The sequence below is a fragment of the Lentzea sp. NPDC006480 genome, from assembly GCF_040611995.1.
Lineage (GTDB): Bacteria > Actinomycetota > Actinomycetes > Mycobacteriales > Pseudonocardiaceae > Lentzea.
The window spans coordinates 73,782-87,574 of the sequence record NZ_JBEXPJ010000003.1 but is presented as its reverse complement, the minus strand read 5'-3'; the positions used below and the strand labels follow the sequence as shown (position 1 = coordinate 87,574).

Sequence of the window (13,793 nt, the reverse complement as noted above, 5' to 3'; positions counted from 1 at the left end):
CCGCATGAAGTGGTGGCGGGCTGCGGTTGCGGTGGTGGCGCTGCTGATCGTCGTCGTCGCGGCCAGCGGTTCGTCGCCGGTCACGCTCGTCAACCGGATGAAGGACGACACACCGTCCCAGCTCCGCGAACCGTCGATGGACCTGCCGATCCCGCAGGAGCTGCCCGACGTGTTCGCCGTGCCGTTCACGGTGTACCTGCTGGTGCTCACCGGGTTGGTCCTCTTCGGACTGGTCGGCATCATCCTGGCGCTGGAGCTGCCGCGCTGGCGTCGTCGCCGAGGCCTCAGGGGCGTCGAGATCGAGGAGTTCGAGGTCGGTCCGACGTCGTCGGTGGTCCAGCGCGTCGAGAAGGCGTTGCAGGAGTTCACGAACCACCCGCAACGGCCGCCGCGCGACGCCGTGATCGCCGCCTGGCTCGCGCTGGAGGAGGCCGAGGAGCGGTTGCCGCACCAGACGCCGACCGAGTTCACCGAGAAGCTCGGTGTCGACGCGACCGTCCTCAGGAACCTCTACCAGCGGGCGCGGTTCGGGCACGAGGACGTGAGCGCGGAGCAGGCTCAGGAAGCGCGGCGGGAACTGGACCGCATCGTTCGGGAGCTCGCGTGAAGACCGCGCTGGCGCTGGGCGTCGGAGTGATCATCGGTGTGGCGATCTGGCTGCTCGGCGCCGAACCGTTCTGGGCGGCCGCGCTGGCCGTGCCGCCGACCGCGTTCGCCGTGCTGGTCAGCAGGCTCAAACGCGCCACGGACATCGTGTGGAGCCCGGTACCGCCGCCGCCCGGTTCGATCAGCACCGCGCACGCCAGCACGCTCGCGTCCAGGCTGGAAGAGGCGGCGGAAAGCCCGCGGCGGTACCAGGAACGGTTCCGCGGCCGGTTGCAACGACTGGGGATCGACGCATCCGAGATGCCCGACCCGAAATCACTCGCAGAGAGGCTCAGGAGGGTCGAGTGAGCATCGCGTTGGAGGCCAAGGCCGTTCTCGACGAGATCGGCAAGGTCGTCGTCGGGCGCACGCGGACCGTGCGGCTCGCGCTGGCGGCCGTGCTGGCCGGTGGGCACGTGCTGCTGGAGGACGTGCCGGGCCTGGGCAAGACGCTGATCGCGCGGTCGCTCGCGCAGGCGCTCAGCCTCGACTTCCGCCGCCTGCAGTGCACGCCGGACCTGCTGCCCGCGGACGTCACCGGGTCGTTCCTCTACGACCCCGGCAGCCGCGAGTTCGACTTCCACCAGGGGCCGGTGTTCACCGGGCTGCTGCTGGCCGATGAGATCAACCGGACACCGCCGAAGACGCAGTCCGCGCTGCTGGAAGCCATGCAGGAGCGGCAGGTCACGGTCGAGGGGCGCACGTTCCCGCTGCCGAAGCCGTTCCACGTGCTCGCGACGTCGAACCCCGTGGAGTACGAGGGCACCTACCCGTTGCCCGAGGCGCAGCTCGACCGGTTCCTGGTGCGACTCGACATCGGCTATCCGCCGGCCGAGGAAGAGGTAGAGGTGCTGAGGCGACGGCTCGCGCGGCAGAAGGAGGAGGCCGAGGTGCCGCCGGTGCTGGTGCCCGGCCGACTCGCCGAGCTGCAGCACGAGCTCGAACAGACCACAGTGGACGACGATCTCCTGCGGTACTGCGTCGATCTGGCCGTTTCCACGCGGCAGCACCCGTCCGTCGAGGTCGGTGCGTCACCGCGTGGTGCCCAGGGCTTGGTTCTCGTCGCACGCGCTCTGGCTACTTTGGACGGACACAACTACGTGACGCCTGAGGACGTCAAGGAGTGCGCGGTCGCCGTGCTGTCGCATCGGCTCGTGCTGAAGCCGGAGACGTGGACGTCCGGCGTGAGCGGGGTGCAGGTCGTCACCGAGCTGCTCGGCAAGGTTCCGGGCCCGCCCAGCTCATGAGCAGAGCGGACAAGATCAGGGAGGCGTTCGCCCAGTCACACGGCGCGCACTGGCACCCGACGGACGCGTACTCGCGCGCGGTCTGGCTCGGGACCGGGCTGATCGTCGCGGGGATGTTCTTGCACCAGGTCGAGCTGGTGCTGTTCGGTGTGCCGCTCGTGTTGTCCGTGCTGCTCTCGCACAAACCGCACGGCAAGCCGACGGTGAGCGTCCGGCCGGTGCCGCGAGGCGCGGGCGCGGGCATCGTGCACACCGTCGCGAAGGTCGACGGCGCGGACGCGGAGATCGCGGTGATCAAGCTGCCGGGTGGTGTTCGCGCTGTCCCGGCGCACTCGCCCGACCTGCCGGTGGAGATCCGCCGGGACGCGTGGGGGCCTGGTGTCGATCTTCGCCTCGACCACCTGTTCGCCGGGCCGGACGGGATGCACGTCTACGGCCCGATCGTCGGGGTCGAACACGTCCGCACGATCCTGCCGCCGGTCGAGCACCACCCGTCCGGACCGCTGCCGCCACGCCCCGCCGGTCTGGTCGGCATCCACCGCTCGCCGCGGGCGGGCGACTCGACGGAGCTGCGCGACATCAGGGTGTTCCAGCCCGGCGACCGGCTCAAGCGCATCGACTGGCGGGTGACGACGCGCACCGGCACCGTCCACGTCCGCGAACGGCACGCCGAGGCCGACGCGGAGATCGTGCTGGCTCTCGACACTCGCACTGACGTCGGCGTGAACGTCGCCGACTGGTCCTCTCCTCATTACGGGGCCACGACCCGGCCCGGTGGCAGCCTGGACCGCGCGGTGCGGCGGGCCGCGTCGATGGCCGCCGGGTACCTCAGGCAGGGCGACCGGGTCGGGTTGATGGACCTGAGCCGGCCGCAGCTCAACGTCCGTTCCGGCGTCGGGCGGCGGCACCTGATGCGGATCCGCACGCAGCTCGTCGTGTGCGTGCAGGCGGCCGGGTGGGCGTCGCGCGTGGCGTTGCGGAAGCTGCCGCACGGATGCGTGGTCGTGCTGCTGTCGCCGTTCCTCGACGACGAGATCGCCGAACTGGCCGTGCAGACCCGCAAGCACGGACACGTCGTGCTGGCGATCAGCACGCTGCCGTTGCCGCTGAAGCCCGACGCCGAGACGCCGTGGGGTGAGGTCGCGGCCGAGATGATCGCGGCGGAGCACCGGCTGCGGTTGCGGCGCATGGCCGAGCACGGGGTGAAGGTGACGCGCGAATGCTGATGCGGCTGGCGATCGTGCTCGCGGCGTTGCCCGTGGCGCTGATCCTGCACCTGGAGTCCGACACGGTGGCGCCGTTGGTGATCGTGGCGGCGCTGACGGTGCTCTCGGCGCTGATGCCGGGGAGCGCGGGTCCGGCGTTGCTGATCGGCTACGCGGCGCTCGCGATGGCGTTCGGCGACGGGCACCCGTTGCGGCTGGGCGTGTGGCTCATGATCCCGGCGCTGCACCTGGTTCACGTGACGACCGCATTGGCGGCGGTCGTTCCGGTGAAAACGAAAATCGAGCTCGCTGCGCTGAAAGCACCAGCGCGCCGGTTCGCCATTGTCCAGGCGATCTCTTTTGGTGTCGCGACGTTCGCCGCGTTCATCCCATCAGGGCCTGCGATCGGCCTCGTGGAGCTGCTCGGACTAGGGTCTCTGACGGTCGTGATCGCGGTCGTCGCGCTGAGGATCTGAATCGTCCCTCTCAGCGAGAACTCCTCAACTCCGACTCAAGGCGCAGGTCAGTCGCGATGGTGTTCGGCATCACCCGGCGACGGTAGTCACAACGGCCCCTTGTGACGCGCGAAAAAGGGGGTCCTGGTGCGACCATATGTGTATGGCTGCTGTGAAGTCGCAACCCACACGAATCGTCATTGTCGGCGGTGGGTACGTCGGGATGTACACGGCTCTCGGACTGCAGAAGAAACTGCGCTCCGGTGAGGCATCTGTCACCGTCATCGACCCGCAGCCGCACATGACCTACCAGCCCTTCCTGCCAGAGGCGGCAGCCGGCTCCATCGAGCCGCGCCACGTCGTCGCCCCCCTGCGCAAGGTGCTCAAGCGCTGCCACGTCGTCACGGGCCGCGTCACCAAGATCGAGCACGCGCGCAAGATCGTGACCGCCGAGCTGTCGGACGGCCACGTCGAGGAGATCGAGTACGACGTGCTCGTCTCCGCGCTGGGCGCGATCTCCCGCACGCTTCCGATCCCCGGCCTGGCCGAGGTCGGCATCGGCATGAAGACGATCGGCGAGGCGATCTACGTCCGCAACCACGTGCTGTCGCGCCTGGACCAGGCCGCCAGCACGAACAACGCGGACCTGCGCAAGAAGCTGCTCAGCTTCGTCGTGATCGGTGGCGGCTTCGCGGGCATCGAGACGCTCGCCGAGCTCGAGGACATGACGCGGTATGCGCTTCGGTACTACGAGGGCGTCAAGCCCGAAGAGATGAACTGGGTCCTCGTCGAGGCGATGGGCCGCATCATGCCCGAGGTGTCCGCCAAGCTCGGCGCGTGGACCGTCGAGGCGCTGGAGAAGCGCGGCATCAAGATCTACCTCGACACCCGCGTGAAGTCGCTCGAGGGTGGGCATGTGGTTTTGGATGACGGTACGGAGTTCGACTCCGACACGATCATCTGGACCGCCGGCATGAAGGCGAACCCGGTGCTGCGCAACACCGACCTCCCGCTCGACGAGCGCGGCCGCGTCCGGTGCACCGCCGCCATGCAGGTCCAGGGCCTCGACGGCGTCTGGGCCGCGGGTGACTGCTCCGCGGTGCCGGACCTCTCGCGCATCGAGGAGGACCCGACGGCGACGTGCGTGCCCAACGCGCAGCACGCCATCCGTCAGTCGAAGCTGCTGGCCAAGAACATCGTGGCGCAGATGCGCGGCCAGCAGCCGAAGGACTACTTCCACAAGTACCTCGGCTCGGTCGCGGGCCTCGGCCTCTACAAGGGCGTCGCGGACGTGTTCGGCATGCGCTTCAAGGGCCTGCCGGCGTGGTTCATGCACCGCAGCTACCACGTGGCGTTCATGCCGACCGTGAACCGCAAGCTCCGCGTGCTGATGGACTGGACGCAGGCGTTGTTCTACGGTCGCGAGGTCGTGGCGCTCGGTCAGATCAACGACCCGAAGTCGGACTTCGACCGCGCGGTGCAGAGCTGACCTTCACTCTCTGTGAGTGGCGAGATGCCCCGAGCGTTATCACGTTCGGGGCATCTCGCTGGGCCAGAGGCCGAACTTGAGCGCCCAATCGGAGTAAAGCTCCAAGGGTCGCCTTGACATTGCGTTACGTGAACCAGAGACTACGGCTGGTGCATCACCTGAATGCGTGATTCGCCTGTGTGGGGAGAGAGGTGATCCCGATGTCTCTCGAGGAGCTGGCCGCACAGCTTCGTCGTGGCGAGATCGAGGACCCCGCGTTGGCGCAGTACGCCGCAGAGTACGCGCAGGCGGGGCAGAGTTTCCGCAGCAAGAAGGACGATTGAGCAGGTCAGCTGACGGGCGGGTGCCAGGTGCCCCGTCCGAGGCTGCCAGACCTCTGCTGCTGCAGGGTCAGGACTACCTCTTCCGTTCGCCGCCGAAATGCCTGGACTTCCAGGAGCAGGTCCACCGCCTCGGCATGGTCGACGAGGGCGACGGCAACCCCCAGCCCTGTGTGCTCGTACTGGCGCGCGCCGCCGACATGGAGATGAACGAGCTCTCCATCGCCCTGGCCGAGCGCGGCATCCGGATGGCCCGCATCGACGCCGATCGTTGTGTGGATCTCCCGCTGTCCGTCTACACGGATCAGCCTCTCGTTGAACTCGATCGCTGGCTGCTGCGCCCGCTTCTGGTGTGGCGCCGCCATTTCGAGCTCTCCGCCGTGCCCGTCGAGCCGGGAACGCTGGCCGGTGCCTACGCGGTCGACCAATGGGCCTCAGTGGCCAACTGGCTGTCTTCGCGCTCCGACTGGGCGCACGTGAACCCATCGCGCTTCTCGACGCATCTGGACCGTCTCACGCAGCTTTCCGACGCATCTGCTTTTGGCTTGCGTGTGCCGCGCACGGCCGTGACGACACGTCCGGGCCGTACGCGCCCCGGCGGCGGCCGTTGCATCGTCAAGACGGCTGGGCGGCACTTGTTGGAGCCTCGCCCCGGCGTGCAACACGGCTTGTTCCCGCGCCCTCTGGAGACTTCCAGGGCTTCGGACGCGCCTGAGCCCGCGCCGGTGATCGTCCAGGAGTACGTCCCTTCCGACACCGAGCTGCGCGTGTTCGTCGTGGGGGAGCGCTGCATCGCCTTCCAGGTCGACAAGCTCGACCCGGCCCAGCTCTGGGTGGACCCCGACGCGGTCCGCGTGACGCCCACCTCGGTGCCTTCTTCTTTGTCCGACCGTTTGCTCGCACTGGCACGGCATTGGCGCGTGCAGGTGGCGGCGTTCGACCTGCTCGTCACCGGCTCCGACCACGTGTTCCTGGAGATCAACGTCAACTGCGACTGGCGCTGGTTCGAGCATCGCGCCGGCGACAACTCGGTCTCCGCCGCGGTCCACGACTGGGTAGCGCTGCGCTTCAAGGAGCTGCTCGGAGCGGGGAGGGCACGCTGATGTTCGGGTCCGTTCGATGCTTACCCGGATGCTCGTTCTAGTCCAATTCGCTGGGCCGTGCGGGCGAGAAAAGACCATCCGCTCACACAAGCCAACGATCAAGGCCTAGGCTCACCGCGCCCCCGTAGCCCAATCGGTAGAGGCAGGTCCCTTAAAAGGATCACAGTACGGGTTCGAATCCCGTCGGGGGCACCAACTAGATCCGCATAAGGATCAGGTGCCTGATCAGGCGTTTTGTTAGTTCCAGCCACGGCTTCGGCGATCCGTTCGGCCGTATCCGCTACCTCCGAAAGATGCGCGGAGGGGAGCCGGAGAGTAACCAGAAGATGATCATGGTCATCGTTCAGGCGGACGCCGAGCTGGGTGATCTTGAACAACCTTCGTAGCAGCAGGTCAGGAGCCTTGCTCAAGTTCGCGACCAGGTGCGGAAGCGCATCAAGTAGCGCGATGTCGTCACCTGTCGGCCCGATTGGCACTGCTGTACCAATCGGTGTGGTGTTCGTCACGAGCGTCCGCTTCTGCTCGTCCAGTTCGTTGTAGGTCTGCCGCAGTCCGCGGCTGAACGCGTCGTCGCCGTCCTGGGGCTTGGCGGAGGATCGCTGCCTGCCTCCGCTCGATGTCGGCGAGCGTCCGTTCGACCTGTTCCGCCTCAGCGCGTCGCTGCTCGGCTTCGCGATCGTCGACGGTTGCAAGATCAGCTTCGAGCAGCGCCCGTCGCTCAGGTCCGAACACGCGGTCCGCGAAGAAGGCCGAAATGCCCTCCATGATCGCGTCCTCGCGGACGTAGACCACCTCGGCATGGTCGGAGTATCTGTCGGGCCGCCCGCGGTTGTTACTGCGCGCTGAGCACATGTAGTAGACGCGCTGGTTGCGGAAGTTGCCGTACATCCGCCGGCCGCACGCGTCGAACACCATGCCGCGCAGCAGGTACGTACGTGTGGCGGTGGAGTGCACACTCGCGTCGTCGTCTCGCGAGCCTTGCCGGGCTTTCCTCGTCGCGGTCATCTCGTCGAACATCCACTTCGGAATCAGCGGCTCGTGGACCGGCTCGGGCGACCACACCCACAGGACAGGGGAGTTGACCTTCCCGCGCTTCGACCGCGTCGCGCGCCGGTTGAACACCTGGAAGCCGGTGTACTTCGGATTCCGCAGGAGGTCGCAGACGCTGGACTTGCTCCAAGCTCCTCTGGCACGAGCCTTGCTGGGTGGCTCAGGCGGCGGGTACTTGGTGAGATCGGCGTTGAGCAGGTCAGCGATCGTGCCGTAGCCCAGGCCCTGGTGGTAGCGCCACATCGCGATCTGGGTGACGGTCTGGGCCTTGATGCCGTCCGGCTCCAGCCGCGTCTTGGTCTGCCCCTTGGCAGCCTTGGTGGGGTTGGGATGCCGGTACGTCTTGGCCTTGTAGCCATACGGCGGCTTGCCGATGTTCCAACCCTCGCGGACATGCGTGCACAACCCGCCCCAGGACTGCTCAAGCGTGTTGAGCACCTCGTACTCGGCCACCGACTGGTTGATCCGCCGCTGCAGGATCCGTTGCGCCCGGCTGCCGGTCAGCGTGATCGGCTCGTTGGAGGCGAACAACGGGACCTCGACCCATTCCAACTCTCGCTCGATCGAGAGTCCTTCGTACGTGCGCCGAGCAACGCGCGAGACGCTCTCGCAGATCACCACGTCGAACCTGCGGCCCTTGTGCGCCGCCTCGTCGAGCAGGTCGGTGACACCGCCGTCACGGGCGATCGGGATGTCGTAGCGCTCGTAGTTCTCGCCGCGCCCACGTTGGTCCAACTCCATGCGGCCAGACTCGACGTCGTAGAAGTGCGCGACGATCACCCACGACTCGGGGATGGACGCCTTGCAGTTCCCAAGCTGTCGCAGCATGGACTGCCGCGGATCCTGCTGGTCGTCGGTGGACGTGCGCCCCAGAAACGCCACGCGAACTTCGTTGCGCAGCAACGCAACCGGCATGCCGAGTGGAGAGACCGCGTAGTCCGACAGACCGGATGGTCCAGACGGCACGGCGTGCGTCCGCGGTTGGCTCATCAGGCAGCCTCCTGATCATCGACCTGTTCGGCGTGCTGGGTGGCAGCCCAGTCGAGGAGGTCTCTGATCACGACGGCCAGTTCGCCGCGCAGACGATCGCCTTCGGCGCCGCTGACATAACGCACGTGGCCGGAGAACGCCCAGCTCCTCGTGCGGTTTCCTATTTGATTGTAATGCCACTCTTGCTGTCCAGAACCGTTGTCGCACAAGGGTTCTATTTCACTAAAGGGTGGTTTCTGAGGCAGTGGAACAATGTTCATTCCCATCGCCTCTCATCTCCCGTGACCTGTCCGGTCATGGTGGTGTCGTTGGGATCCCATGCCGCTTCGCTGTACGGGAGCCCAACAGGGGATACGTGCTGTGCGATGCGCGGGCCGCGTTGCGGCAGCTCCGCCAGTCGCCGCCGTTCCTGGACCTGGTCTTGGAAGGACCACGCCGCCCAGATCGGCCCAGCAGGTCCATCAGGACGGCCGTGGTCACGAGACGCGGTCGCGATGACGAAGCCGGGTTTCTCGTAGCCGAGCTGTTGTCGCATCGCCGAGCGAAGGTTCCGTTCTCGCAGCGATGAGTGAACGGAGAACAGCAGAATGCCGAACACGTCGGTGCCAAAACGGCTGTAGTCACCGAGCTTGCCCACCACCTTGGACAGCGGCTCAGTACCGGTGTCGTGTTCCAGGAAGAACCGCACCCGGCGTCCCTGCGCGTCCCAACAGCCGTAAGCATCGGGCCTGAGCTTGATGTCCCCGTGCCAGAAGAACTCGGTGCACGCCTTCTCCGACCACCACTGAGTGAGGGCGGCATCCGGGCGAGTACGGGCAAACGCCGCCAGCCCACAGAAGAAGTCGTTGACGCCGAGCTGATGCGACAGCTTCGGCCACAACCCCAGCCGCTCCAAGCGCTCTGCGTACGCGCTAGCCACTGGCGGCTTCTCCGCGCGCTGTGCAGCGATCACCCGCGCACCGCGGTAACCGAGCGCATACCGCGTCTGACTCGTGCCGCCGGCGCTGTACGAGTCGCGGAACGCGAACACCGCGCCCAGCTCACGCAGCTGTCGCAGACGATCCTGAGCACGTCGTATCGACGAGAACTCGATCGCCGCGATCTGGTTGGTGGTGAGCACCTTGTGCTCGTGCAGGAGGGCGAGGATCCGTCGATCCCGCTCAACGAGCCGGAACCACAGGGCCGCATCTGGCTCACCGACTCGGCCGTCGCGCCGTCCACGAATGTGGGGAGTTCCTTTGCTGTCACTCCTCAGTCGGCTTTTGGGCGACTCTCCTCGATACCACTGCTGACGTGCGGTGATATTGCTTCGCGTCTCGGCGGTTGGGCCAGCGGATTCAGAACGCCGGACATCCGCCTCCCCATGTGCCGGACCACGCGCTGACCAACCCGCGCTGTTGCCCATCGGCCTCTCCCTTCGGAGCTGCTCAAGCGGTAGTCGCTCAAGCACCCCTGAACTCCGGATTTCGAGGCCTAATAGGACACGCGATCGTCGATCGTTATGGCTTCGTCACGCCATGCAGGCGGAGAAGCAGATCCTTGGATTCGGCCTCGTCGAGGCTCTCAGCATCCAGCGCGCGAACGACAGCTTCGTAACCCGCGACCGCATCTCTCGACTCGGCAAGGAGAGCGGAGTTCTCTGCGCCAACCCAAACCAGCGGTTCGTACTTAGGAAACGTCAGCAGGGTGAACGGCCCCGCCAGCCCTGCGTGCGCACCTCGGGCGACCGGCAGGATCCGGATCTCGACGTTCGGGCGGTTCGCCATGAACATGAGATGCAGCAGCTGCCCGGCCTGCACTTCAGCGCCGCCGACCTGAAGTTGTAGCGCCAACTCGTGAATGAAGTACGTGCACGTTGTGCCTCGTCGAGGCAGTCGCTGCATCGCAAGTCCCGCCTGAACTCGGTCTTCCAGCTCATCGGCCGGCGACGTGGCCGAGGCGCGCAATGCCTCGCGCATGTAGTCGGCCGTCTGCAGGAACAGCGGCACCGCGTGCGTGTGCCAGCACGTAAGCGTCTCCGCCACCGCCAGGTTCTCAACGACAGTACGAAGCTCGATAGGCGAACACACTCCGTGCTGCTGCCACCAGCCGACAACAGCCGTCTCACTGTGCAGGGCCAGAAGATGAGCACGTTCATCCGACTTGACCCGGCAGGGCACCCAGCAGCGCAGCGATCTCAACGAGGTTGGCGCCACCTTTGCCGTTCACCACGTCCGAGACCTTGGCCTCGTCCCAGTCCATGACCTCAGCGGCCCCTCGCGAGGTCATGCCAGCTCCTGCGATGGCCGCGCGTATGCCAGCGCCCAGCTCACGGCCACGCGCGGTGGAGATCCTCTTCGGCATGTCTAGCTCCTCGCCTGATCAGTAACCAGCTGCAAGCGCCGCGCTGGATCCCGAAGCCGCAGCGAGGCCTCGTTCAACCAGAGCAAGGACAGCTCCTCGGTGCGGACGACATTGCGGAGTGCGACAAGGACTCGTTCGTAGGGAGTGCGCTCGGCAGCCGACTCAAGCCAGGTGTTGCCGCCGTGCAGCGTGTTCAGAAGAACGACGTCGTCAAACCGCTTCTCCACGAACCGCATCAAGGTGAAGGACACGCCCATGCCGAAGTAGGGTCCGACATCGCCGTCTACGATCTGAAGCTCAAAGCCAGGCAGTTCGTCCAGCTCCGCCAGGTGCTCCAGTTGGTCCGCCATCACTCTCGAATCGCCAACGCCGCCGTTGAGCACCTGCTCTGTCACGATCAGTCGAACGTTCAGCCGCCGCAGCTTCTCGGCCTGCTTGGTGCCCAGTCTCAAGCGGCTGAGAGCCTCTTGCTGGTTCGCAAGATCGAGGTCGTTCGCCGCTGCACCGGACTCGACAAGGGCGGCGTGGTAGCCACCGGCACGCACAAGCTCAGGCAGCGATCCCGCCGCCACGATCACCAGTTCACTCGCCTCAGCCAGGACATCCCACGGTGTCCACGTCAGCCGAGCCCAGGCGTCGCCGTTGATCCGATCCCACATCTGAGGGTCGATGGCTCGTTGCGCAACCCGCATGCACAGCTCAACTTCGTCATCGGATGCGCCGCAAGCAGCTCCGACCGTGACGACTTCGCTAGGAGACATGCGTTGGGCGGCTTGGCAGAGGTGCGACAGCTTCGCGGTAGAGAAGCCAACCCGAGCACCCAACTCCAAGAGCGACCAGTCGCGCTTCGTACGCCAGCCCAGCACAGTCCGGCTCAAGGCGCGGACCTCCAGACTGGCTCTCCCATTGACCAGTTGTAGAGCCATGTCCCATCAGCCTGTTCTTGATCCGTGGGCTTCAAGCCCGATGCCTCTTCGGCTGCCAATGCGTGCGCTCGTGCGTCGTCGCAGTCGCTGCCTGGGCGGCAAGGTGAACGTCGAGCAACATCCGGCAAGGCGCCGGCACTCTCCGCCAAGCGGGTCCGCCGCGACACTTCCTGCACCAGCCGTTCTCGTCCGGCTGGTGCTCATCGACGAACACACGCAGCGCGGCTACTAACCGCGGAACTTCGTGCCGTGCCATGGACAACGCGGACGCACCATCACCGTCAGCAGCGATCCGCGACACAAGATCCAAGTGCTCGACAAGCCGTCGACGCAGCTCGGAAAACAAGACCAGGTTGCCCATGGCAGCGCGCCCTTCGGCTAGCTGGCTCGGAGACGGGAACACCGAGGCTGCTCGGTCGGTTCCGACGTCCTGTCGTTGGCGAAAGCACGCGCAACCGCTTGGCGGAACACAAGAAGCCCTTGCTCCGCAGCATTGGCCTCCCTGCAATCCAAGGCAGAAGTGACCACCACGGCAGCGCGCGAAAGCACTGCGGTCTGCGCCCACGTCAGGTTCACCACGACCGGAACGAAATCCTCAAGACGCGCCATCACCAGAACCCTTCGTCGGACCGACCTGGGGCCGACGGAATCCTTGGGCGTGGCGCGCTACCAGCCCGGACACGCCCGTCCGGACCAGCTCCCACAAGGGGCCAAAGATCCCGCCGACAGCGACCACACTAGGGGTTAATTAACCCCTAGTGCGATAACCGGAACGTGTGAACCTGCCCTGACCTGCGCGTGACTAGGGTGATCACGAGTTCCGCAGCGCGAGGAGGCAACCGGTGCCCAGCGACAAGACGTACAGGAAGTCCAAGCTGGGACGCCTGCTCGATCAGCTGCGCAAGGACGCGGGCAAGGACCTCAGCTACCTGGCGAGCGAACTCCGCAAGACCGAAGCGCACCTGTCGAAGTGCCTGAACGGCACGAACCTCCTCGGCTGGGCCGACCTCGGCCTGTACCTCGACCTCGTAGAGGCGGACGAAGACCGCCGGCGCAAGGCAACCGAGTACTGGGAAGACGCCAAGCAGGACAGCACGCGCGTTCAACACCCAGCCGCGTACAACCAGGCCGCCCGCTCATATGCCCGCGCCGAAGCTGACGCCTCAAAGCTGAAGCAGGTGGAAGCGGTCTGGATCCCAGGCATGCTGCAGGTCCCGGAGTACACGCTCGCTCTCCGCGAAGCGGCGCACCTGTTCGTCAACCCGAAGGTCCCCGCCAACCGCACCGTTGCCGCCCGGCAAAGCCGCCAGATGCGGCTGCACGGCGACGCTCCGCTGCAAGCGCACTTCCTGATCGACATCGCAGCTCTCCGCCGCGCAGTCGGCGGCCCTGCTGCCATGTATGCGCAGCTACTCCACCTGCAGGCGTCCGCGGCTCTCCTGAATGTGACGATCCAGGTGATCGGCGAGGACGCTGGCGCTTACGCCATCGACGGCGTGACCATCCTGAGCTTCGACGACGAGGACTTCCCAGACGTCGTCTACCTGGAGACCAGGGGAGGTGGTCGGTGGGTGGAGAATGACGTTGACGTAGACAAGTTCCGCAAGTCGTTCAACGAGATCGCGGAGGAGCTGGCCTTCACGCCCGAAGAGTCGCTCAAGGTCATCCGCGACCAGGCTGAACTCTTCAAGGAGAGACTCCAGCGACATGACGAACCCTGAGAAGACGTGGCGCAAGTCCAGCTACACCGCTCCCGACAACAACTGCATCGAGCTCGCCGTCGGCGAAGCAGAGACCGCGATGCGGGACAGCAAGGACCCTGACGGCGGGGCATTCGTCGTCAGGGCAAGCGCGTGGGCCGAGTTTCTCATGCAAATTAAGTCTGGCGGTTTTCGCGCTGCGAACTAAATAAGGGGCCACCGAAGGTCGTTCGACGACGCATTTCTCTCTCGCCAGTCGGAGTCTTGCGCGTGCCTAATCGCTACTGCGCGGCGACTTGTATACATTCTGAATGAAATCG

The 13,793-nt window shown here is 66.0% G+C and carries 16 protein-coding genes and 1 tRNA gene; 11 read left to right on the top strand and 6 right to left on the bottom strand.

What is annotated here, in order from left to right; genetic code table 11:
• Positions 1–4 precede the first annotated feature (4 nt).
• The 9 genes from ABZX92_RS02540 (at position 5) to ABZX92_RS02500 (ending at position 6,659) form a co-directional block, all read left to right on the top strand.
• Entirely contained in the window at positions 5–607 is a 603-nt protein-coding gene (locus tag ABZX92_RS02540) for a DUF4129 domain-containing protein (protein ID WP_355552863.1), read from the top strand.
• Positions 604–954 carry a hypothetical protein gene (locus ABZX92_RS02535; RefSeq protein WP_355552860.1) on the top strand — a complete coding sequence of 117 codons (351 nt, stop codon included), beginning with the start codon at positions 604–606 and terminating at the stop codon, positions 952–954. Before ABZX92_RS02540 ends, ABZX92_RS02535 begins: the two co-directional genes overlap by 4 nt.
• The gene (locus ABZX92_RS02530; protein WP_355552857.1) at positions 951–1,892 is read left to right on the top strand and encodes a MoxR family ATPase; all 942 of its coding nucleotides are present in this window, start codon (positions 951–953) and stop codon (positions 1,890–1,892) included. Before ABZX92_RS02535 ends, ABZX92_RS02530 begins: the two co-directional genes overlap by 4 nt.
• Positions 1,889–3,118 (top strand): DUF58 domain-containing protein, encoded by a 1,230-nt coding sequence (locus ABZX92_RS02525; RefSeq protein WP_355552854.1) that lies wholly within the window; start codon positions 1,889–1,891, stop codon positions 3,116–3,118. The genes ABZX92_RS02530 and ABZX92_RS02525 overlap by 4 nt, the downstream gene beginning before the upstream one ends.
• Complete coding sequence (locus ABZX92_RS02520) at positions 3,112–3,573, top strand: hypothetical protein (RefSeq protein WP_355552851.1); 462 nt, start codon at positions 3,112–3,114, stop codon at positions 3,571–3,573. Before ABZX92_RS02525 ends, ABZX92_RS02520 begins: the two co-directional genes overlap by 7 nt.
• Positions 3,574–3,715: 142 nt before the next feature.
• A complete protein-coding gene (locus ABZX92_RS02515; protein ID WP_355552848.1) occupies positions 3,716–5,041 on the top strand; it encodes an NAD(P)/FAD-dependent oxidoreductase in 1,326 nt (441 codons plus the stop codon).
• 200 nt (positions 5,042–5,241) lie between these two features.
• Positions 5,242–5,364 (top strand): hypothetical protein, encoded by a 123-nt coding sequence (locus ABZX92_RS02510; RefSeq protein WP_269083663.1) that lies wholly within the window; start codon positions 5,242–5,244, stop codon positions 5,362–5,364.
• A complete protein-coding gene (locus ABZX92_RS02505) occupies positions 5,361–6,464 on the top strand; it encodes a hypothetical protein (protein ID WP_045310005.1) in 1,104 nt (367 codons plus the stop codon). Before ABZX92_RS02510 ends, ABZX92_RS02505 begins: the two co-directional genes overlap by 4 nt.
• A gap of 118 nt (positions 6,465–6,582) precedes the next feature.
• Positions 6,583–6,659, top strand: a tRNA-Leu gene (locus tag ABZX92_RS02500).
• Between the two features lie 258 nt (positions 6,660–6,917).
• Here the strand turns inward: ABZX92_RS02500 and ABZX92_RS02495 are convergent.
• From ABZX92_RS02495 to ABZX92_RS02470, 6 genes are all read right to left on the bottom strand, one after another.
• Complete coding sequence (locus ABZX92_RS02495) at positions 6,918–8,504, bottom strand: recombinase family protein (protein ID WP_355552845.1); 1,587 nt, start codon at positions 8,502–8,504, stop codon at positions 6,918–6,920.
• Positions 8,504–8,770, bottom strand: a complete 267-nt coding sequence (locus ABZX92_RS02490) for a hypothetical protein (RefSeq protein ID WP_355552842.1) — start codon at positions 8,768–8,770, stop codon at positions 8,504–8,506. The genes ABZX92_RS02495 and ABZX92_RS02490 overlap by 1 nt, the downstream gene beginning before the upstream one ends.
• Positions 8,761–9,909 carry a replication-relaxation family protein gene (locus ABZX92_RS02485; protein WP_355552839.1) on the bottom strand — a complete coding sequence of 383 codons (1,149 nt, stop codon included), beginning with the start codon at positions 9,907–9,909 and terminating at the stop codon, positions 8,761–8,763. The genes ABZX92_RS02490 and ABZX92_RS02485 overlap by 10 nt, the downstream gene beginning before the upstream one ends.
• 94 nt (positions 9,910–10,003) lie before the next feature.
• Positions 10,004–10,528 carry a DUF5753 domain-containing protein gene (locus ABZX92_RS02480; RefSeq protein ID WP_355552836.1) on the bottom strand — a complete coding sequence of 175 codons (525 nt, stop codon included), beginning with the start codon at positions 10,526–10,528 and terminating at the stop codon, positions 10,004–10,006.
• A 109-nt stretch (positions 10,529–10,637) separates the two neighbouring features.
• Complete coding sequence (locus ABZX92_RS02475; RefSeq protein WP_355552834.1) at positions 10,638–10,772, bottom strand: hypothetical protein; 135 nt, start codon at positions 10,770–10,772, stop codon at positions 10,638–10,640.
• Positions 10,773–10,849: 77 nt separating this feature from the next.
• Positions 10,850–11,773: a Scr1 family TA system antitoxin-like transcriptional regulator gene (locus ABZX92_RS02470; protein WP_355552832.1), complete on the bottom strand. Its 924-nt coding sequence runs from the start codon at positions 11,771–11,773 to the stop codon at positions 10,850–10,852.
• Between the two features lie 842 nt (positions 11,774–12,615).
• On the opposite strand from ABZX92_RS02470, the gene ABZX92_RS02465 reads away from it, so the two are divergent.
• Together ABZX92_RS02465 and ABZX92_RS02460 are read left to right on the top strand one after the other, a co-directional pair.
• Positions 12,616–13,494 (top strand): DUF5753 domain-containing protein, encoded by an 879-nt coding sequence (locus ABZX92_RS02465; protein WP_355552829.1) that lies wholly within the window; start codon positions 12,616–12,618, stop codon positions 13,492–13,494.
• On the top strand, positions 13,481–13,681 hold the full coding sequence (locus tag ABZX92_RS02460; RefSeq protein ID WP_355552826.1) for a DUF397 domain-containing protein: 201 nt from the start codon (positions 13,481–13,483) through the stop codon (positions 13,679–13,681). Before ABZX92_RS02465 ends, ABZX92_RS02460 begins: the two co-directional genes overlap by 14 nt.
• Positions 13,682–13,793 lie beyond the last annotated feature (112 nt).

Bases quoted from the DNA above. Each gene is read 5' to 3' on its own strand.
- ABZX92_RS02475 (WP_355552834.1), bottom strand. From the start codon at position 10,772: ATGACCTCGCGAGGGGCCGCTGAGGTCATGGACTGGGACGAGGCCAAG.
- ABZX92_RS02510 (WP_269083663.1), top strand. From the start codon at position 5,242: ATGTCTCTCGAGGAGCTGGCCGCACAGCTTCGTCGTGGCGAGATCGAG.
- ABZX92_RS02540 (WP_355552863.1), top strand. From the start codon at position 5: ATGAAGTGGTGGCGGGCTGCGGTTGCGGTGGTGGCGCTGCTGATCGTC.
- ABZX92_RS02525 (WP_355552854.1), top strand. From the start codon at position 1,889: ATGAGCAGAGCGGACAAGATCAGGGAGGCGTTCGCCCAGTCACACGGC.
- ABZX92_RS02470 (WP_355552832.1), bottom strand. From the start codon at position 11,773: ATGGCTCTACAACTGGTCAATGGGAGAGCCAGTCTGGAGGTCCGCGCC.
- ABZX92_RS02520 (WP_355552851.1), top strand. From the start codon at position 3,112: ATGCTGATGCGGCTGGCGATCGTGCTCGCGGCGTTGCCCGTGGCGCTG.
- ABZX92_RS02490 (WP_355552842.1), bottom strand. From the start codon at position 8,770: ATGGGAATGAACATTGTTCCACTGCCTCAGAAACCACCCTTTAGTGAA.
- ABZX92_RS02495 (WP_355552845.1), bottom strand. From the start codon at position 8,504: ATGAGCCAACCGCGGACGCACGCCGTGCCGTCTGGACCATCCGGTCTG.
- ABZX92_RS02460 (WP_355552826.1), top strand. From the start codon at position 13,481: ATGACGAACCCTGAGAAGACGTGGCGCAAGTCCAGCTACACCGCTCCC.
- ABZX92_RS02485 (WP_355552839.1), bottom strand. From the start codon at position 9,909: ATGGGCAACAGCGCGGGTTGGTCAGCGCGTGGTCCGGCACATGGGGAG.
- ABZX92_RS02515 (WP_355552848.1), top strand. From the start codon at position 3,716: ATGGCTGCTGTGAAGTCGCAACCCACACGAATCGTCATTGTCGGCGGT.